The following is a 21,724-nucleotide window of genomic DNA, read 5'->3' on the forward strand; positions in this document are numbered from 1 at the left end:
GGGCGAAGCGGCGACGACGGGGCGCGTGGAAGCCTGATGCGGCGCCCGAAAATGCCGTGCGCCTCGTGAAAGCGCCGTCTACCGTCTGGCCCGTGCAGCTCTACGAGATCCACATCCACGGTTTCGCCGACACCCAAGCGGCGCTCGCGCTCCAGGAACCCCTCGCCCGCCTGCTGTGTCCCGTCGAGGACCACGCCGGGCCCTGCGAGGTGCCCTGGGGCTTCACCGCGGGTGACGGCTCCCTGGTGCTCGGCATCTACGCGAGCGCCGCGAAGGCGGCGGAGGTCACGGACCGGGTGCGGTCCTTCGTGGGCGGCGCCCATCCGGCCGTCCTGGGCGGGCCGACCAGCGACGTCTTCGACGAGCTCGCGGAGCAGTACCGCGTCGAGCACCCCGCGCCCCGCGACTGACCGGCGCTCCCCCAGGGGCGGACGTGCCGTTTCGGCCATCCCGTGCGGGAAGCGCACGCGCGTGGTCTATTGGAAGGAATCCCCCGTGTGGTGCGTGAACGGACGGCGTGGCGCGGCCGTCGTTCACCACAACGGCACTTCCCGGCCACCCAGGGCCGTCTTGTGCGAAATAGCTTCAAGGTCTTGGGTGTTACGAGCGCTGCCCGGACGCGACGTCCGGGCCGCCCGGAACAGGAGGACCCCCGGCATGCCAGAGGGAGACTGTACGAACCGTCGCGTGCGTCCTCGCGACGCCGTGACCGAGGCGGAGGTCGAGGCCCTGGTGCGCGGCATCTGCTTCAAGAACGGACCGCCCGCCGCCGTCGGCGTGGAGCTGGAGTGGCTCGTCCACGACCGGCGCTCCCCGCGCCTTCCCGTCACGTCCGCCCGCGTCGAGACCGCCCGCGCGGCCCTGCGGACCCGATCCCTGCACTCGGCGGTCACCGTGGAACCCGGCGGTCAGCTGGAGCTCAGCTCGCTGCCCGCCGCCTCGCTCATGGAGTGCGTATCGGCCGTGGCGGCCGATCTCACCGTCGTCCGTGACGCGCTCCGCCCCCTGGACCTCACCCTCACCGGCCTCGGCGCCGACCCGTGGCGTGCCCCGACGCGGCTGCTGCGAGAGCCGCGCTACGACGCCATGGAGTGCTGGCTCGACCGCGCGGGCGAGGCGGGCCGCCGCATGATGTGCTCCACGGCGTCCGTGCAGATCTGCCTGGACGCCGGGTACGCGGAGCCGGGGCCGCTCGGCTTCGCCCGGCGCTGGCGGCTCGCGCATCTGCTCGGCCCGGTCCTGGTGGCGGCGTTCGCCAACTCGCCGGTGCAGGACGGCCGGGCCACGGGCTGGCGGTCCACGCGGCAGGCCGTGTGGGCGGGCATCGACCCCGGCAGGTCGGGCGCGCCCGCGCTCGACGAGGAGCCGCGGGAGGCCTGGGCACGGCACGCCCTGGACGCGCCGGTGATGTGCGTGCGTACCACGGAGGACTCCCCCGAGGGCGGCGCACCGTGGCTGGTGCCCCAGGGACTCACCTTCCGGTCGTGGATACGCTCCGGTCTTCCCCGGCCGCCCACGCGCGGTGACCTCGACTACCACCTCACCACGCTGTTCCCGCCGGTCAGACCGCGGGGGCACCTGGAGCTGCGCATGGTCGACGCGCAGCCGGGCGCGGACGGCTGGGTGGTGCCGCTCGCCGTGACCATGGCGCTCTTCGACGACGCGCAGGCCACCGAGACCGCCTACCGCACCGTGAAGCCGCTGGCCGAGCGGGCCGGGGTGACGCCCGCGCCGCACAGCCCGCTGTGGCTGGACGCGGCCCGCCACGGCCTCGCGGACCCGGAGCTGCGGGAGGCGGCCGCGGCCTGCTTCGCCGCCGCCCTTGACGCGCTGCCCCGGCTGGGCGCGGCCCCCGCGGTGGTCACGGCGGTCGCGGCCCACGCCGACCGGTATGTCGCGCGGGGCCGCTGCCCGGCCGACGACCTGCTCGACGAACTCGACGCACACGGGGCGCTCACCCCGGGGAAGGACGCACACGCATGACCGGATCCCCCGTCGGCCCCGAGGAGCTGCGGGAGCGCGCGCTCGGCGCGCTCCGGGCCGCGCGCGAGCGGACCGCGCTGCTCACCTCCTGCGTCGAGGACTCCGAACTGACCGCACAGCACTCGCCGTTGATGTCACCACTGGTGTGGGACCTCGCCCACATAGGCAACCAGGAGGAGCAGTGGCTGCTGCGCGCGGTCGGCGGCCGCGACGCCCTGCGGCCCGAGATCGACTCCCTGTACGACGCCTTCGAGCACCCGCGCGCCACCCGTCCCTCGCTGCCGCTGCTCGCGCCCGATGAGGCCCGCCGCTACGCCGCCGAGGTGCGCGGCCGGGCGCTCGACGTCCTGGAGAGCACCCCGTTCACGGACGGCACCCCGTTCGCTCCGGACGCCCCGCTCGCCGTGGGCGGCGCGCAGGCGGTGGCCGGGCTCACCGACGCGGGCTTCGCCTTCGGCATGATCGCGCAGCACGAACAGCAGCACGACGAGACCATGCTGATCACCCATCAGCTGCGCGCGGGCGCCCCGGCGCTCACCGCCCCCGACCCGGAGCCCGCTGAGGCCTTCGGCGGCCCGGACGAAGTCCTCGTGCCCGGCGGCACGTTCACCATGGGAACGTCCACCGAGCCCTGGGCGCTCGACAACGAACGCCCCGCCCACCAGCGGCTCGTGCCGCCCTTCTTCCTCGACACCACGCCGGTGACGAACGCCGCGTACCAGCGCTTCATCGACGACGGCGGGTACGAGGAGCCGCGCTGGTGGCACGAGCGCGGCTGGGAGACGGTCCGGGGGAACGGCCTCGCGGCGCCGCTGTTCTGGCGCCGCGAGGGCGGCCAGTGGCTGCGGCGGCGCTTCGGCCGCGTGGAGCCGGTGCCCGCCGACGAGCCGGTGGTCCACGTCAGCTGGTACGAGGCGGACGCGTACGCGCGCTGGGCGGGGCGGCGCCTGCCCACCGAGGCCGAGTGGGAGAAGGCCGCCCGCCACCGGCCCGACGAGGACCGCTCGGCGCGCTACCCGTGGGGAGACGAGGACCCCGCGCCCCGGCACGCGAACCTGGGCCAGCGCCATCTGCGCCCGGCGCCCGTCGGCAGCTATCCGCAGGGCGCTTCGCCGCTCGGCATACGGCAGTTGATGGGCGACGTGTGGGAGTGGACGGCGAGCGACTTCCTGCCCTACCCGGGCTTCGTCGCCTACCCCTACCGCGAGTACTCGGAGGTGTTCTTCGGCGGCGACTACAAGGTCCTGCGCGGCGGCGCCTTCTCCGTGGACGCCGTGGCCTGCCGGGGCACCTTCCGCAACTGGGACCACCCGGTGCGGCGGCAGATCTTCTCCGGCTTCCGCACGGCCCGTGACGCCACGGCCGCCGAGCTGGCCGCGGAGCTCGGCTGATGTGCCGTCACCTCGCCTACGTCGGCGCGCCCGAGCACCTGGGCGCGCTGCTCGTCACGCCTCGCTCCAGCCTCCTGCGGCAGTCCTGGGCGCCCCGGCACCAGCGGTACGGCACGGTCAACGCCGACGGCTTCGGCGTGGGCTGGTACGCCGACGGCGACCCGGTGCCCGCGCGCTACCGGCGGGCCGGGCCGATCTGGGGCGACCAGTCGTTCGCCGACCTCGCGCGCGTGGTGCGCTCCGCGGCGGTGCTCGCCGCCGTGCGCGACGCAACCGTGGCCGGGGCGGACGGGGAGGCCGCGGCGGCGCCGTTCGCCGCGGACCGCTGGCTGTTCAGCCACAACGGCGCGGTGTCCGGCTGGCCCGCCTCGCTCGCGCCGCTCGCCGCCGGGCTCCCGGCCGCCGATCTCCTCTCCCTGGAAGCACGCTGCGACTCGGCGCTGGTCTGGGCGCTCGTCCAGGCCCGCCTGCGGCGCGGCGAGCCGCTGCCGCAGGCGGTCGCGGACACGGTCGTGGAGGTCGCGGATGCGGCCCCCGGATCACGGCTGAACCTGCTGGTCACCGACGGCGCGACGATCGCCGCGACGGCCTGGGGCGACACCCTCTGGTACCTGGCCGTGCCCGGGCGCGGCACCGTCGCCGCCTCCGAGCCGTACGACGACGACCCGCGCTGGCGCGAGGTCCCCGACCACACGCTGCTCCACGCGAGCCGCACCGACGTCCTTCTCACCCCGCTCAAGGAGCCACCCGCGTGAGCCCGTTCCTGCTGACCCGCACCCTGCCCGAGGACGCCACCGACGCCGCCCTGCGCGCCGACGTCCTGCACGGCCTGTCGCGCACCCCGAAGACGCTGCCGCCCAAGTGGTTCTACGACGCGCGCGGCAGCGTCCTGTTCGACGAGATCACCACCCTGCCCGAGTACTACCCGACGCGTGCCGAGCGCGAGATCCTGGTCGCCAGGTCGGCACGGATCGCCGAGGTCACCGGGGCCCGCACGCTGATAGAGCTCGGCTCGGGATCCTCCGACAAGACCCGGCACCTCATCGACGCCCTGACGGACCTGGACACGTACGTGCCCGTCGACGTCAGCGAGTCCGCGCTCACCGGCGCGGCGAACACGCTCCTCGCCCAGCGGCCCTCCTTGAGCGTGCACGCGCTCGTGGCCGACTTCACCGAGGGCCTCGCGCTGCCGGGCACGCCGGGGCCGCGCCTGGTGGCGTTCCTCGGCGGCACCGTCGGCAATCTGCTGCCCGCCGAGCGCGCCGCCTTCCTCGCCTCGGTGCGCGGCCTGCTGTCCCCCGGGGACGCGCTGCTCCTCGGCACGGACCTGGTCAAGGACGAGTCGGTCCTGGTGTCGGCGTACGACGACGGGGCGGGCGTGACCGCCGCGTTCAACAAGAACGTGCTGCACGTCGTGAACCGCGAGCTGGGTGCGGACTTCGACCCCGAGGCGTTCAGCCACGTGGCCGTGTGGGACCGCGACCGGGAGTGGATCGAGATGCGGCTGCGGTCCCGGCTCACACAGACGGTGAAGATCCCCGCCCTGGACCTCGCGGTCGACTTCGAGCGGGGCGAGGACCTGCGCACCGAGGTCTCCGCGAAGTTCCGCGAGGACGGCGTCCGGTCCGAACTGGCCGCGGCCGGACTGGAGCTGACGCACTGGTGGACGGACGAGCGCGGGCGCTTCGCGCTGTCCCTGAGCACGGCGGCCTGAGGCCGGGGCCCGGGGCCCGGCGCCATCGGCGGCGGGCCCCACGGGCCTTGGCTCAGTGGGCGTTGTCCTCCAGGGCCTCGGTGATCCGGCTTGAGGCCGCCTTGGCCTCGGCGGCCGCGTCGCCGCCCGCGAGGACCTTCGACATGTACGTCTTGATCGGGTTCTTGGCCTCGACCAGGGCCCAGCGCGGCGAGTTGGGCGTCGCCCGGCCCCGCGCGGCCCCGGCCGCCATCGCGGCCACCCCGGCGTCGCCCGCCACGGTGGGGGCGAGCGTCGTCTTGTTCGGTACGTAGTCCATGGTGCGGGCGAGCTCCTTCTGCCACTTCTCGCCCGCGAGCGCCTTGACGACCTCGACGGCCGCCTTGCGCTCCTTGGTGCCCTCGCGCACGACGAGGTCGGAGCCGCCGGTGAAGACCGCGCCGGGCTTGCCCGCGGTCTTGCCGGGGATCGGGAAGTAGCCGATCTTCCCCTTCAGGGCGGGGTTCTTCGCCTCGATGGCGCGGGCGCTGCCGGGCACCGCGATGATCTGCGCGACGTCGCCCTTGGCGAACACCCCGGCCTGCGGCGGGTGTTCCTCGTCGGCGTTCTGGGGGCCGTCGCCGAGCGCCTGGAGCTGCTGGTAGAAGTCCATGCCGCGCAGCGCGGCCGGGGAGTTCAGGGTGCCCTTCCAGACGCCGCCCTTCTCCTTGGCGAGGTCGCCGCCCTCGTCCCAGATGAACCCGGCCAGCGTGTACCAGTCCTGTCCGGCGAGGTAGATCCCTTGGTCCGCGCCGGAGTCGAGGCGCGCCGTCGCGTCCAGCCACTGCTGCCGGGTCTTGGGGGGCCGCTTGATCCCGGCCCGGGCGAACAGGTCCTTGTTGTAGAGGACCACGCGGTTGGCGGCGTACCACGGCACGCCGTACTGGGCGCCCCGGAAGCGGCCGGGCTCGGCGAGGCCGGGCAGCCAGTCGTCCATGCCGAGGTCGCGCGCGGACTCCAGGGTGAGGTCCTCCAGGCCGCCCCCGTCGACGTACTGGGAGACCTGGGTGTTGCCGACCTCGATGACGTCGGGCCCGTCGTCCTCCTTGAGGGCCTTCTGCACCTTGGGGCCGATGCCGGTCCATTCGTGGATGCGGATGTCCAGGTCGATGTCGTCGTGCTGCTTCTCGAAGTCCTCGGTGAACCGCTTGACGAACCCGTCCGACGCGCTGCCCCGCATCAGCCAGACCGTGACGGAGCTCTTGTCGTCGTCCGAACCGGTCAGGACGCCGCAGCCGGGCAGCAGGGCGGTGGCGGCGAAGGTCAGGGCGAGGGAGAGCGAGATGCGTCTGTGGCGCGCGTTCACGTCGGTCACTTTCTGCGGGGGACAGCACGGGGGGAGGGGCCCGACGTGGGGAAGAGCTGTGCTCGAACGGGTGTGTGGGATTTTGGTACGGACCTCAACATCGGGTCAAGGGGCGTGGACGCATCGGTCTCTCACGGCACCTCCATCAATCGATCACATCGGTCCACCCCCGCACCGCCGCCAACAGGCCCGCGCCACCGCCCGGCACTACCGTGGAGGCAGCCGCACCGCCGCGGAGAGGAGAAGGACCCCATGTCCGAGCACACCTACCGGGTCACCGAGATCGTCGGCACGTCCCACGAAGGCGTCGACCAGGCCATCCGCAACGGCGTAAGCCGCGCCTCGCAGACGCTGCGCGGCCTGGACTGGTTCGAGGTCACGCAGGTGCGCGGCCACATCGAGGACGGGGAGATCCGGCACTACCAAGTGGGCCTGAAGCTCGGCTTCCGCCTGGAGGACGCGGACTGACACCCGGCGCGGCCGCGGGTGCGCCTCCCGGCCTCAGGCGCGCTCCTCGCCGCCTCAGGCACGTCCCCCCGCCGCCGCGGGTACGTCCCTCCCGGCCTCAGGTGCGCCCCTCGCGTTCCTGGCCGTCCTTCAGCGCGGCCGACGTCCGCGCCCAGCGCGCCCGCACCACCGTGAACCCGGCCCGCTCCGCGTCGTCGCACACCAGCTCGTCGTCGTCCACGAGCACGCGCACCTCGCGGCCCCGCGCGAGGTGCCGCAGGACCTCCAGCTTGGTGCGGCGCGCGGGCCGCCGGTCGTGGTCGCGCCGCATCCAGATCCGCCCCTCGGGCAGCCCCTGCGCGGCGAGCCACGCCTCGGTGTCGGCACGGCAGCGCTCCGGCCGTCCCGTCAGATACACGACCTCGCACTCCCCCGCGCTCTCCCGCGCGAGCGCGACGCCGCGCGGCAGCGGCGGATCGTACGGCGCCGCCGCGAAGAACGCGTCCCAGTCACGCGGCGTGCGCTCCAGGAACCGCTGGCGGTGCGCGGTGTCGGCGAGCGTGCCGTCGAGGTCGAACACGGCCAGGGGTCTGTTGTCGTGCGTCACGTGATCAGCCTAAGGACAAGGACGCGCCGTCGGCGCACGGAACGCGACGCACCTCATGAAGTACGCGACGCCGTGGGCGGGAGCGGGAATCCTCAGCCGCGGCGAGCGTTGAACATGTCTGTGAGCACAGTGATCGCATCCACCCGCTTCTCCGTCCTCGACCGTTCGCGTGTCCGTGAGGGGCACGAGGGGGCCGAGGCGCTGCGTGACACGGTCCGTCTCGCGCAGGACCTGGAGGCGCTCGGCTACCACCGCTTCTGGGTGTCCGAGCACCACGGCGTGCCCGGAGTCGCCGGTTCCGCGCCGACGGTGCTCGCCGCGGCCGTCGCCGGGGCCACCCGTACGATCCGGGTCGGCACGGGCGGCGTGATGCTGCCGAACCATCAGCCGCTCGTGGTCGCCGAGCAGTTCGGGGTCCTGGAGGCGCTCTTCCCCGGCCGGATCGACATGGGGCTCGGCCGCTCGGTCGGGTTCACCGACGGCGTACGCAAGGCGCTCGGCCGCGACAAGCACGCCGCCGAGGACTTCGCGGCCCAGCTCACGGAGCTGCTCGACTGGTTCCGCGGCGCCTCGGACACCGGTGTGCGCGCCTACCCGGCCGACGGCGTACGGGTCCCGGCGTACGTCCTGGCCACCGGCGAGGGCGCCGCCATCGCCGCGGCCGCGGGCCTGCCCCTTGTCATCGGCGACCTGCGGCGCCGGGAGCGGATGCTGCGCGCCGTCGACGGCTACCGCGCGGCCTTCACGCCCTCGCCCTGGGCGCCGGAGCCGTACGTGATCGTCTCCGGCTCGGTCGCCGTCGCCGCCACCGAGGAGGCAGCGCGCCGCCTGCTCGTGCCGGAGGCCTGGTCGATGGCGTACTCCCGCACCCACGGCACGTTCCCGCCGCTGCCGCCCGCCGAGCGCGTCGAGCGGCTCGCCGCGACGGGCGGCATGACCGACAAGGAGCGCGAGCTGTACGAGTCCGGGCTCCAGGGCCACCTCCACGGCACCGAGGAGCAGGTCGCCGACGCCCTGGAGACGCTGCTCAAGGACAGCGGCGCCCAGGAGGTCCTGGTGACCACCAGTACGCACGACCGCGAAGGCCTGCTCGACTCCTACCGGCGCCTGGCCCGGGTGGCGGGCCTCGCCGGGGCCCCGGCGGCCACCGGCGCGTGACCGCCCGAGGTGCGCGAACGGCCCCGGCCTAGAATCGTGGGGTTTGCCCCATCGCCGCGTTCGGAGCCCGCCCCATGCCCAGCCCCCGCGCCCACGACCACGACCCGTTCGTCCGCGTCCGGGGCGCCCGCGAGCACAATCTGCGCGGCGTCGACGTGGACGTCCCGCGCGACGTGATCGCCGTGTTCACCGGCGTCTCCGGCTCCGGGAAGTCCTCGCTGGCCTTCGGGACGATCTACGCGGAGGCCCAGCGGCGCTACTTCGAGTCGGTCGCCCCGTACGCGCGCCGCCTCATCCACCAGGTCGGGGCGCCCAAGGTCAGCGAGATCACTGGCCTGCCGCCCGCCGTCTCGCTCCAGCAGCGCAGGGCCGCGCCCACCTCCCGCTCCTCGGTGGGCACCGTCACGACGCTGTCCAACTCGCTGCGGATGCTGTTCTCACGCGCCGGTACGTATCCCGCGGGCGCCGAGCGGCTCGATTCGGACGCGTTCTCGCCGAACACGGCCGCGGGCGCGTGCCCGGAGTGCCACGGCCTCGGCCGGGTGCACCGCACCACCGAGGAACTCCTGGTCCCCGACCCGTCCCTGTCCATCCGCGACGGCGCCATCGCGGCCTGGCCCGGCGCCTGGCAGGGCAAGAACCTCCGCGACGTCCTGGACACGCTCGGCCACGACGTGGACCGGCCCTGGCGCGAACTGCCGCAGGGCGAGCGGGACTGGATCCTGTTCACCGACGAGCAGCCGGTGGTGACGGTCCACCCCGTCCGCGAGGCGGGCCGCATCCAACGCCCCTACCAGGGCACGTACATGAGCGCCCGGCGCTACGTCATGAAGACGTTCGCCGACTCCAAGAGCCCGACCCTGCGCGCCAAGGCCGCGCGCTTCCTGACCAGCGAGCCGTGCCCGGCGTGCGGCGGCAGCAGGCTGCGGCCCGAGGCGCTCGCGGTGACCTTCGCGGGCCGCACGATCGCCGAGCTCGCCGCGCTGCCGCTGAGCGACCTCGCCGCGTGCCTGCGCGACACCGGCGGTTCACAGACGGCCCGCGTCCTCACCGCCGACCTCCTCTCCCGCATCGACACCATCACCGAACTGGGCCTCGGCTACCTCTCCCCCGACCGCGCCACGCCGACGCTCTCCCCCGGCGAACTCCAGCGCCTGCGCCTGGCGACCCAGCTGCGCTCCGGGCTCTTCGGCGTCGTGTACGTCCTGGACGAGCCGTCGGCCGGGCTGCACCCGGCGGACACCGAGTCCCTCCTCACGGTGCTCGACCGGCTCAAGGCGGCGGGCAACTCCGTGTTCGTCGTGGAACACCACCTCGACGTGATGCGCCACGCCGACTGGCTCGTGGACGTGGGCCCGCGCGCGGGCGAGCACGGCGGCGAGGTCCTGCACAGCGGCCCCGTGGCCGACCTCGCCGACGTCGCCGAGTCCGCCACGGCCCGCTACCTCTTCGGCCGCGCCCCGGCCCCCGTACGGGAGGTCCGCGAGCCGCGCGGCTGGCTGAAGGTGGGCCCGGTGACCCGGCACAACCTGCGGGAGGTGACGGTGGAGTTCCCCCTCGGCGCGTTCACCGCGGTCACCGGCGTCTCCGGCTCCGGCAAGTCCACGCTCCTCGGCGAGCTCACCGAGGAACTCGACGGCGTCGGGCGCCTGGTCCGCGTCGACCAGAAGCCCATCGGCCGCACCCCCCGCTCCAACCTGGCCACCTACACCGGCCTCTTCGACGTCGTACGCAAGGTCTTCGCGGCCACCGACGCGGCACGGGAACGCGGGTACGGGGTCGGGCGGTTCTCCTTCAACGTGGCGGGCGGGCGGTGCGAGACCTGCCAGGGCGAGGGGTTCGTGAGCGTGGAGCTGCTCTTCCTGCCCAGTACGTACGCGCCCTGCCCCGACTGCGGAGGCGCCCGCTACAACCCCGAGACCCTCCAGGTCACCCACAACGGCCGCACCATCGCCGAGGTCCTCGACCTGACCGTCGAGGCCGCCGCCGCCTTCTTCGCCGACACGCCCGCCGTCCAGCGCAGCCTGAGCACCCTCATCGACGTGGGCCTCGGCTATCTGCGCCTCGGCCAGCCCGCCACGGAGCTGTCCGGGGGCGAGGCGCAGCGCATCAAGCTCGCCAGCGAGTTGCAGCGGGCGCGGCGGGGGCACACCCTCTACCTCCTGGACGAGCCCACCACCGGGTTGCACCCCGCCGATGTGGAGCTGCTCGTGGGGCGGCTGCACGAGCTGGTCGACGCGGGGCACTCCGTGGTGGTGGCCGAGCACGACATGGCCGTGGTGGCCGGGGCGGACTGGGTGGTGGACCTTGGGCCCGGGGGTGGGGCGGGCGGGGGCCGCGTGGTGGCCTCGGGGCCCCCGGGGCAGGTCTCCCTCGCCGCCCTCAGCCGTACGGCCCCCTACTTGGCCGCGGCCCTGCCCTCCCCGGCCTGACCGGGGTTCCGGCGGGGGTTCCCTCCCACCCGCCCACCCGTACCTGCCCCAGCGACCCAGCCCGGCCCCGACCTGGCGGCTCGCGGGTTGTCGTCCGTCTGCTGGCTTGGGTGGGCGGGGGAACCCGGCCCGGGGTCACGGGGGCTCGTATACCACTGACCAGGGGCGTGGGCTCGGGGGCGGCGGGGACGGGGGCCGGGGTGCGGCCGTGCCGTCCCGGGTGAGGACCCGCGCCGCGAGGTCCGCGAACCGTCCGGCCCCCGCGTGGGCCCCCTGCCCGGGCCACGCCCCGGCGACCCGCTGCGCGAGGGGCCGACCGGCGAGCGGGCGCCAGACCACCCTCGGCTCCTTGCGCGCGGCGGTGCCCCGCTCGAAGGCCACGCCCTGCCCGGCCGCCACGAGGCCGAGCAGGAACTCGGGGTTCCGGGCGTGCCGGACGCGGCCGGGCACGAAGCCGCCCCCGCGGCAGACGTCGAGCGTGGCGTCGTACCACCCCGGCGCGGCCTCCCGCGGGCCGAGCACCAGGTCGTGCCCGGACAGATCCGCGAGGGCGACCTCCGCGAGCCGGGCCAGCGGGGACGTCCGGGGCAGCACCACGCCCAGCTCGACGGCGACTTCGGGCCCGAGGACGAGGCCGGTGGCGTCCACCGGCAGGTGCAGCAGGCCGACGTCGAGGCCACCGGAGGCGAGCAGGCGCAGCTGCTCCTGCGTGGACACCTCCTGGAGGTCGACGCGCAGGCCCGGCGCGTGCTCCGCACAGGCGGCGAGCAGCGCGTGCAGCACGGGCGCGGCGGTGTCCTCGGGCACGCCCGCGCGCAGCGTACCGACGTCGCCGTCGACGGCGCGCCGCACCAGGGACCGCAGCCGCTCCTCGCGCACGAGGAGCTCGCGGGCCTCGTCGTACAGGACGGACCCGGCGGCGGTGAGCCGCACCTGCCGGTTGCTCCGGTCGAAGAGTTCGGCGCCGAGCTCCTTCTCCAGGCGGCGCACCGCCTGGCTGAGCGGCGGCTGGGCCATGCCGAGCAGCTCGGCGGCCCGGCTGAAGTGCAGCTCCTCCGCGGTGACGAGGAAAATGCGCAGGTGCCGCAAGAGATCCACGCGACGAGCGTAGGCGAGAGGAAGTGAGGGGCGGGATGCGGGTCGAGGAACGCGTACGGGAGGTCTTCGCCCGGGCGGGCGCGGAGGGCGCGCTGCACGCACAGCGCATCGACCCCGGCCCGGGCCCCTCCGGTGGCCAAGGCCCGGCGAGCCGCGCCCCGTCCGGCGCGGCCGCCGCGGCAAAGGGCGGGCGGGCCGACGTCGGTGTCGCCCCCGACACCCCCGTCCCCCTCTCCTCCGTCTTCAAGGTGCTGCTCGTCCTGGAGTTCGCGCGCCAGGTCGCCGCGGGGCAGCTCGATCCGCGGGAGCGGGTCCTGGTGACGGACGGGCAGCGGCTGGGGGGCTGGGGGATCGCCGGGTGCGTGGACGACGTGGAGGTCTCGCTGCGCGACCTCGCGTACTTCGCGCTGACCGTGAGTGACAACTCCGCGGCCGACATCCTGCTCTCCCGCGTCGGCCTCGACACGGTGGGCCTGCTGGCGCGGGAGCTGGGCCTCGCGCGGACCCGGATCGTGGGCGGGCCGCGCGAGGCCCTCGCGTCGATGCTGGGCGACGTCGGGGCGCGCACGGCGGAGGAGTTCGCCGCGCTGTACCGCGCCCTGCCGGACGAGGGGAAGCGGCGCCTGAGCGTCCTCGACCCGGCGCGGGCCAACGCCAGTACGCCCCGTGAGGTCACCCGTCTGCTCGACCTGATCTGGCGGGACGCGGCGGGGCCGCCCGAGGCGTGCGCGCAGGTGCGGGCGCTGATGGGGCGCCAGGTGTTCCGCCACCGGCTCACCTCGGGGTTTCCCGACGACGTACGGATCGCCGCGAAGACCGGCACGCTGCCGGGGCTGCACATCGAGGCGGGCGTGGTGCGCTGGCCGGAGGGCGACACATACGCCGTGGCGGTGTTCGCACGAAGCCACGCGATGGCCGCCGACCTCACCCGGGTGGACGCCGCGATCGGCACGGCGGCACGCCTGGCCGTCGACAGTTTGCGGGCCTGCGCGTCTGCGGGACGACCGCTCTGAGCTGGGGTCATATCGATTCAGATATCGACCGCGCGGCCCCTTGATCTTGGACGGCGCGCCCGGGGGCCTGGTCTGCTGCCGCCATGGACTCCCCCGCACGACCCCTCAGCCCCGGCCGTCGCACCCTCCTGCGCGGAGCCGCCCTCGGCGCGGCCGTCCCCCTGGTCCCCGCCACCGCGTCCGCCGAGGGGCGCGCCCCGGCCCGCCGCCGTGCTTCCGCGCCCGTCTCGTACCGCTGGCTCGGCACCTCGGGCTGGCGGATCGACCTGCGGACGAAGAAGCCGACGAAGACGAAGCACAGGACCGTCCTCGTCGATCCGTACGTCACCCGCTTCGACACCGGTCTGTTCACCGGCTCCTTCGACCCCGGTACGCGGCTGCGCACCGACGAGGCGCTGGTGCGCGAGCACGCGGGCACGCCGGAGGTCATCTGCGTCACGCACACCCACTGGGACCACCTCAACGACGTGCCCCAGCTGGCCCGTTCGACGGGGGCGCGGGTCATCGGCACCGAGACGACGTACCACGTGCTGCGCTCCTTCGGCGTGGACGCCGGGCAGATATCCGTGGTGAGGGGCGGCGAGGTGCTCGACTTCGACGGGTACGTGATCGAGGTGGCGAGCTCGCGGCACAGCCGAGGCGGCTCGTACTCCTACTTCGCGCCCGGCACCCTGCACGCCCCGCCCGCGGCCGCGCCCCGGACGGTCGCCGACCTGCCGGAGGGCGACACGCTGGCGTTCAAGGTGACGCCGGACGGCGCGCCTTCGGCGCTCTTCATGGGGGCGAGCGACTTCGACGAGCGGTCCTTCCGGGGCCTGGAGCCGGACATCGCCATGGTCGCGGTGGCGTCGAGCGCGTCGACGTACCGCTATGTGCCGCGGCTGCTGGACGCGCTCGGGCGGCCCGACGTCATCGTCCCCGTGCACTGGGACAACTTCGAGCGGCCACTGAGCGATCCGCCCCGGAAGGACGGCACGGGCCTGGACGACTTCCTCGCCCAGGCCCGTGCGGCCAGCCCCCGCTCCCGGCTCGTGGTGCCGGACTACGCGACGGTGTACGGGGCGGACCTGCGGCGGAACCCCTAGCGGGGCGCCTTGCGCGCGGCCCGGAGCCACTCCTTGTTCATCGCCGCGATGGACGGCAGCGGGATGCCCTTCGGGCAGGCCGTGGCGCACTCTCCGGTCAGGGTGCAGCCGCCGAAGCCCTCGGAGTCCATCTGCGTGACCATGTCGAGGACGCGGGTCTCGCGCTCGGGCGCGCCCTGCGGAAGGACGCTCAGATGGTTCACCTTGGCCGAGGTGAACAGCATCGCCGAGCCGTTGGGGCAGGCGGCCACGCAGGCGCCGCAGCCGATGCACTCGGCGTGCTCGAAGGCGTAGTCGGCGTCCGGCTTCGGCACGGGCGTGGCGTGTGCCTCGGGCGCGGAGCCGGTCGGGACGCTGATGTAGCCGCCCGCCTGGATGATGCGGTCGAAGGCGGAGCGGTCGACGACCAGGTCCTTGATGACCGGGAAGGCGGCCGCGCGCCACGGCTCGACGTCGATGGTGTCGCCGTCCGCGAAGGACCGCATGTGCAGCTGGCAGGTGGTGGTGCGCTCGGGCCCGTGCGCGTCGCCGTTGATGACGAGCGAACAGGCGCCGCAGATGCCCTCGCGGCAGTCGTGGTCGAAGGCGACCGGCTCCTCGCCCTTGACGATGAGCTCTTCGTTGAGGGTGTCGAGCATCTCCAGGAAGGACATGTCCGGCGAGATCCCGTCCACCTCGTACGTGGACATGGCGCCTTCGGCGTCGGCGTTCTGCTGGCGCCAGACGCGCAGGGTGAGCTTCATGCGTAGCTCCGCTGAGTGGGGTGGACGTACTCGAAGACCAGGTCTTCCTTGTGCAGGACGGGGGCGGTGCCGGTGGCGGTGAACTCCCAGGCGGCCACGTAGGAGAACTCCTCGTCCCTGCGGGCGGCCTCGCCGTCGGGGGTCTGGGACTCCTCGCGGAAGTGGCCGCCGCAGGACTCGGCGCGGTGCAGCGCGTCGAGACACATCAGCTCGGCGAGCTCCAGGTAGTCGACGATGCGGTTGGCCTTCTCCAGGGACTGGTTGAACTCCTCGCCGGTGCCGGGCACCTTCAGGCGCCGCCAGAACTCCTCGCGGATCTGCGGGATGCGCTCCAGGGCCTTGCGCAGGCCCGTCTCGGAGCGGGCCATGCCGCAGAACTCCCACATGAGTTCGCCGAGTTCGCGGTGGAAGGAGTCGGGCGTGCGGTCGCCGTCGACGGCCAGCAGGCGCGCGATCCGCTCCTCGGTCTCGGTGAGCACCTCGCGCACCGCGGGGTGCCGGTCGGTGACCTCCTCCTGGTGCGGGTTCCGCGCGAGGTAGTCGTTGATGGTGGACGGCAGGACGAAGTAGCCGTCGGCGAGGCCCTGCATCAGGGCGGAGGCGCCGAGCCGGTTCGCGCCGTGGTCGGAGAAGTTGGCCTCGCCGATGGCGAACAGGCCGGGGACGGTGGTCTGCAGGTCGTAGTCGACCCACAGGCCGCCCATCGTGTAGTGCACGGCGGGGTAGATCCGCATCGGCACCCGGTACGGGTCCTCGTCGGTGATCCGCTGGTACATGTCGAAGAGGTTGCCGTACTTGGCCTCGACGGCCCCCCGGCCCATGCGCGCGATGGCGTCGGCGAAGTCCAGGTAGACGCCCTGGCCGCCGGGGCCCACTCCCCTGCCCTCGTCGCAGACGTTCTTCGCGGCGCGCGAGGCGATGTCACGCGGGACGAGGTTGCCGAAGGAGGGGTAGATGCGCTCCAGGTAGTAGTCGCGCTCGTCCTCGGGGATCTCGTTCGCCGGGCGCGTGTCGCCCTTGGCCTTCGGCACCCAGATGCGGCCGTCGTTGCGCAGCGACTCGCTCATCAGCGTCAGCTTCGACTGGTGGTCGCCGGTGCGCGGGATGCAGGTGGGGTGGATCTGGGTGAAGCACGGGTTGCCGAAGTAGGCGCCGCGCCGGTGGGCCCGCCACACGGCGGTGGCGTTGGAGTTCATGGCGTTGGTCGACAGGTAGAAGACGTTGCCGTAGCCGCCGGAGGCGAGGACGACGGCGTCCGCGAAGTAGGTGTCGACCTTGCCGGTGACCAGGTCGCGGGCGACGATGCCGCGCGCCCGGCCGTCGACGACGATCAGGTCGAGCATCTCGGTGCGCGGATGCATCTCCACGTTCCCGGCCGCGATCTGGCGGCTGAGCGCCTGGTACGCGCCGAGCAGGAGCTGCTGGCCCGTCTGGCCGCGGGCGTAGAACGTGCGGGAGACCTGCACGCCGCCGAAGGAGCGGGTGTCGAGCAGTCCGCCGTACTCGCGCGCGAAGGGCACGCCCTGGGCCACGCACTGGTCGATGATCTCCACCGAGATCTGCGCGAGCCGGTGCACGTTGGACTCGCGGGCGCGGAAGTCGCCGCCCTTGACGGTGTCGTAGAACAGGCGGTGCACGGAGTCGCCGTCATTGCGGTAGTTCTTGGCGGCGTTGATGCCGCCCTGCGCGGCGATCGAGTGGGCGCGGCGCGGCGAGTCCTGGTAGCAGAACTGCACGACGTGGTAGCCCTGTTCGGCGAGCGTGGCCCCGGCGGAGCCGCCCGCGAGGCCGGTGCCCACCACGATCACGGTGTGTTTGCGGCGGTTGGCGGGGTTGACCAGCTTGGCCTCGAAGCGGCGGGTGTCCCAGCGCTCGTCGACCGGCCCGCGCGGCGCCTTGGTGTCGACGACCGGCTCTCCGGTGACGTACTCGGCAAAGGAATTCATCGGTCAGCTCACCACTCCGGTCATGACGCCGACGGGTACGGAGACGAAGCCAGCGGTCAGCAGGAGCGCGAGGCCGTTGGCGCAGGTCTTCAGGGCACGGTCGCGGGTCGCGCTGCCCGCGCCGAGGGTCTGTGCGGCGCTCCAGAAGCCGTGCCGCACGTGGAAGCCGACGGCGACCACGGCGACGATGTAGACGACGTTGCCGTACCAGGTCGAGAAGGTGTCGATGACGTTCTGGTACGGGTGCAGGTGCTGGTACTCGCCGGGGTGCGCGGTGCCCGTCGTCAGGTCCAGGATGTGCCAGACGATGAACAGGCCGACGATGACGCCGCCCCAGCGCATGGTGCGCGTCGCGTAGCTGCTGCGCGGCTTCTTGTGCACGTACTTGGTGGGACGCGCCTTGATGTCGCGCTTGCTCAGCTGGTACGCGGACACGGCGTGCGCGACGACGGAGACGACGAGCACGACGCGGATGACCCACAGGGTCCACTCCCAGCGCATCACGGGCTCGCCGAGCGTGCGCAGCCAGTGCGCGTAGTGGTTGAAGTCGCCGGGACCGAAGAAGATCTTCAGGTTCCCGATCATGTGGGCGACCAGGTAGAGCAGCATGATCAGACCGCTCACCGCCATCACGGTCTTCTTGCCGACGGTGGAGTCCCACACCGATCGCGGAAGTGACGGCCGTCGGTCCGTCCGCGTTGCCAGAGCCATGTCATCCACGCTACGGGCGAAGGTCCCGATCAGTCCAAGAGATGATGGCGCTCATCTCCATAGCGGGAGACTATGGAAAGTCTAGGGTGTGAGCATGCAATTCCAGCAGCTCCTTTACTTCGTCGCCGTCGCCGAGACCCGGCACTTCACCCGGGCCGCCGAGCGGGTGCACGTCTCGCAGCCCTCGCTCTCGCAGCAGGTGCGGGCCCTGGAGAAGGAGCTGGGCGCCGCGCTGTTCAGCCGGGCGCGCGGCAACATCACGCTCACCGACGCGGGCGAGGCGCTGCTTCCGCTGGCCCGGCGCATCCTGGCCGACGCCGACACCGCCCGCATCGAGGTGCAGGAGCTGGCGCAGCTGCGCCGCGGCCGGGTGCGTCTCGGCGCGACCCCGAGCGTCTGCACCGGTCTGCTTCCGCAGGTCCTGCGCGACTTCCACGACCGGCACCCCGGCATCCAGCTCCTCATCGAGGAGGGCGGCAGCCACGACCTCGTCCGCCACCTCGCGCGCGGCGCCCTCGACCTGGCGCTCGTGGTGCTTCCGCTGCCGAGCCCCTCCCCCGCCCTGACCACGGTGGAACTGCTGCGCGAGGACCTGGTCGTGGTGTCGTCGCCGGACGCGCCCGGCCTCGGCGCCACGGCCCGCGTCGCCGATCTGCAGGGCGAGCGCCTCGTGATGTTCCGGCACGGCTACGACCTGCGGGAGCTGACGGTCGCGGCCTGCCGGGCCGAGGGCTTCGAGCCCGAGTTCGCCGTCGAGGGCGGCGAAATGGACGCGGTGCTCGGCTTCGTGCGCGCGGGCCTCGGCGTGGCCGTCGTCCCCCGCATGGTCGCCGAACGCGCGGGCGGCGACCTGCGGATGACCCCGCTCGCCCGGCCGCGCCTGCGCCGCACGATCGCGCTCGCCCACCGCAGCGACGTGGCACCGCCGCGGGCGGCCCGGGAGCTCCAGCGGATGCTCCTCGCCCGGTGAGACCCGGCGCGCCCCCGTGAGGTGAGCGCCGGTGCGACCCCATGAGGTGAGCGCCGGTGCCCCGCCGGGAGACCCGGTGCGGCGCACGCCTGCGCCGCGCACCGGAAAGCGCGCGCCCCTGCTCCACTCCCACGCGCCCCCCCCAGAACAGCACGTACGTAGGAGATTTCCCGCCAACCGACGCCTCCCGGCCACCCCGTGCCCGGCCCTACCCTGGCCCTCCGAACGCGGGAGGGGGCGCGCATGGGGGCTGCGCGGGGCGTGCGCCACAGGGTCGCCAGGGCTGCTCGCGCGACGGCCGCGCTGCTGCTGTGCGGCCTTGTCGCGGCGTGTGTGACGTGGGCGTCGGACGAGTGGGGTGACACGGCGCGGGCCCAGGTCCTGGCGCAGCGGGCGGAGCTCACCACACCGCGGCCTCCGAGCCCGTGGTGGACGGAGGAGGGGGCGGAGGCGGCGTCCGGCCGTGTTCCGGTGGGCTCGGCGGTGGACGTCCCGGGCCGGGACGCTCGCGGCGAGATCTCGGTGCGCGTCGAGCGGACGCCCGAGAGGTCCTGGCAGGCCCTGGTCCGCTACCGGCTGCGGCTGCGGGCGGCGGATCCGCTCGTGAACCGGCTCAGGGCGCGGCCGGAGCGGTTCGCCCAGGTCTCCAGCAGGCTGCCGGGCGGGTACCCCACCGCCGTCGCCCTGCACGGCGGCGCGCGGCGGCCCGGCTACCCCAGCTGGTGCACGGTCAGCCAGGCATCGGCGCGCGACAGCGTGACCGTCACCGCCGAGCACCGCGTCACCTTGACCGACGCGATGACCAGGAGCGGCCTCGGGTACGCCCTCGCCTCCTCGTTCAAGGACGAGAAGGGCGATCTGGTCCCCCTCGTCCGCCTGCCCGGCCACTGGACCTGGAGCATCGAGGTGCCGCGCGGCTGGGGCCTCGCGGTCACCGGCACCCCGGCCCGGCAGCAGGCCCGCACGGTCGAGCTCGTACTCAGGGAGACCGACCGGGCGAACGGCCTCGGCTCGGTGCGGGCGAGCCTCCTGACCTCGCGGGAGACGTCCCTCCCCGCGGCCGTCCCCACCGCCCCGAAGAACCCGCCGGGCAGCAGCCCCGAAGCCCTGCTGTCCCTCGTCGTCCTGGCCGTCGTGAGCTGCGCCGCGCTGCTCGGCTACCGCGCCGCGCCGGGCGGGAGCCCCCGCACGAGTCCCCTCGTACCGCTCATCGCCGTGGGCCTCGTCATCGCCGTGGGCGCGCTGCTGCTCGACTCCTACTCCACGAACTGGAAGGTGCTCTCCTGGCTGTGGGGAGGCCTCGTGTACGGCCACACCGGCCTGGTCGCGGAACCGCTGCCCATGGAGTCGCGCACGGAAGGCGTGCTGCTCGGGACCGTCCTGTTCGTCCTTCCGGTGCTGACCGTCGTCGTCACCCACCGGCGGCGCGGCGCCCCCTGCCCCGCCGCCGTCGAGGCGGGCGTCCTGGCCACGCCCGCCGCGGCCCTCGTCCTGCTGGCCTGGCTCATGGGCGGCGGCACGTGGACGCGGGCCGTCGTCACCTGTCTCGTCACCGCCCTCCTCGCGGCCGTCGTCGTGTACGGGGCCCTCCGGCTGCGGCTGTGCGGCGGCGCGGCGCGCCCGTGGGCGGTGCCGCTCGCCCTGGCCACCTGGACCGCGGGGATCTCCTGCGTCGTCCTCCAAGTACTGCCCTGGGAGTTCGACCTGGCGACGCCGTTCACCGGGCAGTGGCTCTTCACCGGGCGGAGCGCCGGGGCCTCCTGGCCGCTCCTGTTCACCCTGCTCACGCCCTGGGTCACCGCGCTGCTGCTAATCGTCGTCCCGCTCCTGCCGCCCGCGGCCCGGATCGGCTGGAAGGGGCGCCTGGCGCTCGCGGCCGTGCTCGTCCCCGCGCTGCTGCCGTGGTGGACCACCATGACCTCCACGGACCGCCCCGCGACCAGCGACCTGTTCGCCCAGCTCGCCGGGGAGTGGCCGGGCGACAGCCTCGTCTACGGCGTCCGCACCATCGCGCCCGGCGCACAGGTGGTGTGGTGCGCGGCCGTCGCCGTCCTGCTGGCCCAGCTCCACGCCACCGGAGGGCGGCAGGGCCGCTGGGGCTCGGGCGCGCGCCGGAACTGCCTGGCCCTGCTGCTGTTCGCCGCCGCGGCGACCGTCATCGGCGCCCCGAGCAGCTGGCTGCCGTACTGGACGACCGCCGCCGCGCTCCTCGTGGCCTGGGCGGGTGCCCACCTGCTGCTGCCGCCCGGCCGGGCGGAGCGCGCCCGGCGGTTGCACGCCCTGTCCGGCGCCGCGCACGCCCGGCTGCTCAACTCCCTGGCCCGCGCCCTGCTCTTCGCCGAGGGGCGGCACCGCTTCCTGACGTCGTCACGGGGCACCCTCGCCGACACCTCCCTGCCCGCCGACACCTGGGAGGAGAAGTGGCAGAGCCTGCGCCGGCCCACCGCCGCGGACGCGGCCCGGGAGACGGCGCGGCTCAAGGCCGTCGCGCTCGGCGGCTCGGCGGGCCGCACCGCCTGGTCGAACGGCGTCGCCGCCGCGGCGGCCACCGCGCTGCTCACCCTGCCGTGGACGGCGTGGACCGCCTGGCAGGCCGAGGGCTACAGCGGCCTGCCGGAGTCGGTGACCGTGGCGGGCGCGCCCACCTGCGTCTGGCTGGCGCACGGCTTCACGTACGGCTATCTGTATCCGTGGCTGCGCGGCAACACGCCCGTCGGCAAGGCGGGCTGGCTGTGGGCCGTGATGTCGGCGGTCCAGCTCCTGCTGCTCGTGCCGCGCCTGCGCGTGCCCCAGGGGCCGACCGCGCTCTCGGTCTTCCTGCTCCTGGCGCAGAGCACCGTCATGGCCCTGGGTCTGGCGCTGTACTGGGAGATGCGCCTGGTCCGCAGGGCCGATCTCCTGTGGGGCCACGTCCGCAACTTCCGCCGTCTGTCGTCCCTGGCCACCCCGGTGAGCGCGGTCCTGGTGGCGGCCGTGGCGGCGGTGGCCACGGTCCTGGCGACCACCTGGGCGAACAACGTCACGGCCCCGGTGGAGACCCCCAGCCCGTCCCACTCGACCACGACGGCGCCGCCCGAAGGGCACTGACGCGGGCCGCCCCCG

Annotated in this window: 18 protein-coding genes; 12 read left to right on the forward strand and 6 right to left on the reverse strand. The window is 74.0% G+C overall.

Translation table 11 applies throughout. The annotated features are described in order from the left end of the window. Positions 1-92: 92 nt before the first annotated feature. From ACIG3E_RS31790 to egtD, 5 genes are all read left to right on the forward strand, one after another. A complete protein-coding gene (locus ACIG3E_RS31790) occupies positions 93-410 on the forward strand; it encodes a hypothetical protein (RefSeq protein ID WP_399623018.1) in 318 nt (105 codons plus the stop codon). A gap of 247 nt (positions 411-657) precedes the next feature. Then, entirely contained in the window at positions 658-1,983 is a 1,326-nt protein-coding gene (egtA, locus tag ACIG3E_RS31795; RefSeq protein WP_399623019.1) for an ergothioneine biosynthesis glutamate--cysteine ligase EgtA, read from the forward strand. Beyond that, entirely contained in the window at positions 1,980-3,374 is a 1,395-nt protein-coding gene (gene egtB, locus ACIG3E_RS31800; RefSeq protein WP_399623020.1) for an ergothioneine biosynthesis protein EgtB, read from the forward strand. Before egtA ends, egtB begins: the two co-directional genes overlap by 4 nt. Continuing rightward, a complete protein-coding gene (gene egtC / locus ACIG3E_RS31805) occupies positions 3,374-4,129 on the forward strand; it encodes an ergothioneine biosynthesis protein EgtC (RefSeq protein ID WP_399623021.1) in 756 nt (251 codons plus the stop codon). Before egtB ends, egtC begins: the two co-directional genes overlap by 1 nt. Continuing rightward, positions 4,126-5,088, forward strand: a complete 963-nt coding sequence (gene egtD / locus ACIG3E_RS31810) for an L-histidine N(alpha)-methyltransferase (RefSeq protein ID WP_399623022.1) — start codon at positions 4,126-4,128, stop codon at positions 5,086-5,088. Before egtC ends, egtD begins: the two co-directional genes overlap by 4 nt. A gap of 52 nt (positions 5,089-5,140) precedes the next feature. Here egtD and ACIG3E_RS31815 read toward each other — a convergent pair whose 3' ends face one another. After that, positions 5,141-6,421 carry an extracellular solute-binding protein gene (locus ACIG3E_RS31815; RefSeq protein ID WP_399623023.1) on the reverse strand — a complete coding sequence of 427 codons (1,281 nt, stop codon included), beginning with the start codon at positions 6,419-6,421 and terminating at the stop codon, positions 5,141-5,143. Positions 6,422-6,664: 243 nt separating this feature from the next. Between ACIG3E_RS31815 and ACIG3E_RS31820 the strand changes: the two genes are divergently transcribed. Next, positions 6,665-6,880 (forward strand): dodecin, encoded by a 216-nt coding sequence (locus ACIG3E_RS31820; protein WP_399623024.1) that lies wholly within the window; start codon positions 6,665-6,667, stop codon positions 6,878-6,880. Positions 6,881-6,977: 97 nt separating this feature from the next. Here ACIG3E_RS31820 and ACIG3E_RS31825 read toward each other — a convergent pair whose 3' ends face one another. Further along, positions 6,978-7,466 carry a hypothetical protein gene (locus ACIG3E_RS31825; RefSeq protein ID WP_399623025.1) on the reverse strand — a complete coding sequence of 163 codons (489 nt, stop codon included), beginning with the start codon at positions 7,464-7,466 and terminating at the stop codon, positions 6,978-6,980. Positions 7,467-7,586: 120 nt separating this feature from the next. On the opposite strand from ACIG3E_RS31825, the gene ACIG3E_RS31830 reads away from it, so the two are divergent. Beyond that, positions 7,587-8,624, forward strand: coding sequence for an MsnO8 family LLM class oxidoreductase (locus tag ACIG3E_RS31830; RefSeq protein WP_399623026.1), 1,038 nt, complete (start codon positions 7,587-7,589; stop codon positions 8,622-8,624). 74 nt (positions 8,625-8,698) lie between these two features. Next, positions 8,699-11,056: an ATP-binding cassette domain-containing protein gene (locus tag ACIG3E_RS31835; RefSeq protein ID WP_399623027.1), complete on the forward strand. Its 2,358-nt coding sequence runs from the start codon at positions 8,699-8,701 to the stop codon at positions 11,054-11,056. Positions 11,057-11,191: 135 nt separating this feature from the next. On the opposite strand, the gene ACIG3E_RS31840 is transcribed toward ACIG3E_RS31835, so the two are convergent. After that, positions 11,192-12,154 carry a LysR family transcriptional regulator gene (locus ACIG3E_RS31840; protein ID WP_399623028.1) on the reverse strand — a complete coding sequence of 321 codons (963 nt, stop codon included), beginning with the start codon at positions 12,152-12,154 and terminating at the stop codon, positions 11,192-11,194. Positions 12,155-12,189: 35 nt separating this feature from the next. Between ACIG3E_RS31840 and ACIG3E_RS31845 the strand changes: the two genes are divergently transcribed. Then, on the forward strand, positions 12,190-13,167 hold the full coding sequence (locus tag ACIG3E_RS31845) for a serine hydrolase (protein WP_399623029.1): 978 nt from the start codon (positions 12,190-12,192) through the stop codon (positions 13,165-13,167). 83 nt (positions 13,168-13,250) lie between these two features. Next, positions 13,251-14,252, forward strand: a complete 1,002-nt coding sequence (locus ACIG3E_RS31850) for an MBL fold metallo-hydrolase (RefSeq protein ID WP_399623030.1) — start codon at positions 13,251-13,253, stop codon at positions 14,250-14,252. Here the strand turns inward: ACIG3E_RS31850 and ACIG3E_RS31855 are convergent. From ACIG3E_RS31855 to ACIG3E_RS31865, 3 genes are read right to left on the reverse strand one after another with little or no spacing between them, the layout of a single operon-like run. Continuing rightward, positions 14,249-14,995, reverse strand: a complete 747-nt coding sequence (locus ACIG3E_RS31855; protein ID WP_399623031.1) for a succinate dehydrogenase/fumarate reductase iron-sulfur subunit — start codon at positions 14,993-14,995, stop codon at positions 14,249-14,251. The two genes, ACIG3E_RS31850 and ACIG3E_RS31855, sit on opposite strands and share 4 nt — an antisense overlap. Beyond that, the gene (locus ACIG3E_RS31860; protein WP_399623032.1) at positions 14,992-16,941 is read right to left on the reverse strand and encodes a fumarate reductase/succinate dehydrogenase flavoprotein subunit; all 1,950 of its coding nucleotides are present in this window, start codon (positions 16,939-16,941) and stop codon (positions 14,992-14,994) included. Before ACIG3E_RS31860 ends, ACIG3E_RS31855 begins: the two co-directional genes overlap by 4 nt. A 3-nt stretch (positions 16,942-16,944) precedes the next feature. Next, a complete protein-coding gene (locus ACIG3E_RS31865) occupies positions 16,945-17,652 on the reverse strand; it encodes a succinate dehydrogenase (protein WP_399623033.1) in 708 nt (235 codons plus the stop codon). Positions 17,653-17,746: 94 nt separating this feature from the next. Here ACIG3E_RS31865 and ACIG3E_RS31870 point away from each other — a divergent pair, with 94 nt between their 5' ends. After that, the gene (locus ACIG3E_RS31870) at positions 17,747-18,622 is read left to right on the forward strand and encodes a LysR family transcriptional regulator (RefSeq protein WP_399623034.1); all 876 of its coding nucleotides are present in this window, start codon (positions 17,747-17,749) and stop codon (positions 18,620-18,622) included. Between the two features lie 243 nt (positions 18,623-18,865). Then, positions 18,866-21,709: a hypothetical protein gene (locus ACIG3E_RS31875; RefSeq protein ID WP_399623035.1), complete on the forward strand. Its 2,844-nt coding sequence runs from the start codon at positions 18,866-18,868 to the stop codon at positions 21,707-21,709. Positions 21,710-21,724 lie beyond the last annotated feature (15 nt).

The sequence above is a fragment of the Streptomyces sp. NPDC053474 genome (assembly GCF_044544845.1).
In the GTDB taxonomy this organism is placed as follows: Bacteria; Actinomycetota; Actinomycetes; order Streptomycetales; family Streptomycetaceae; genus Streptomyces.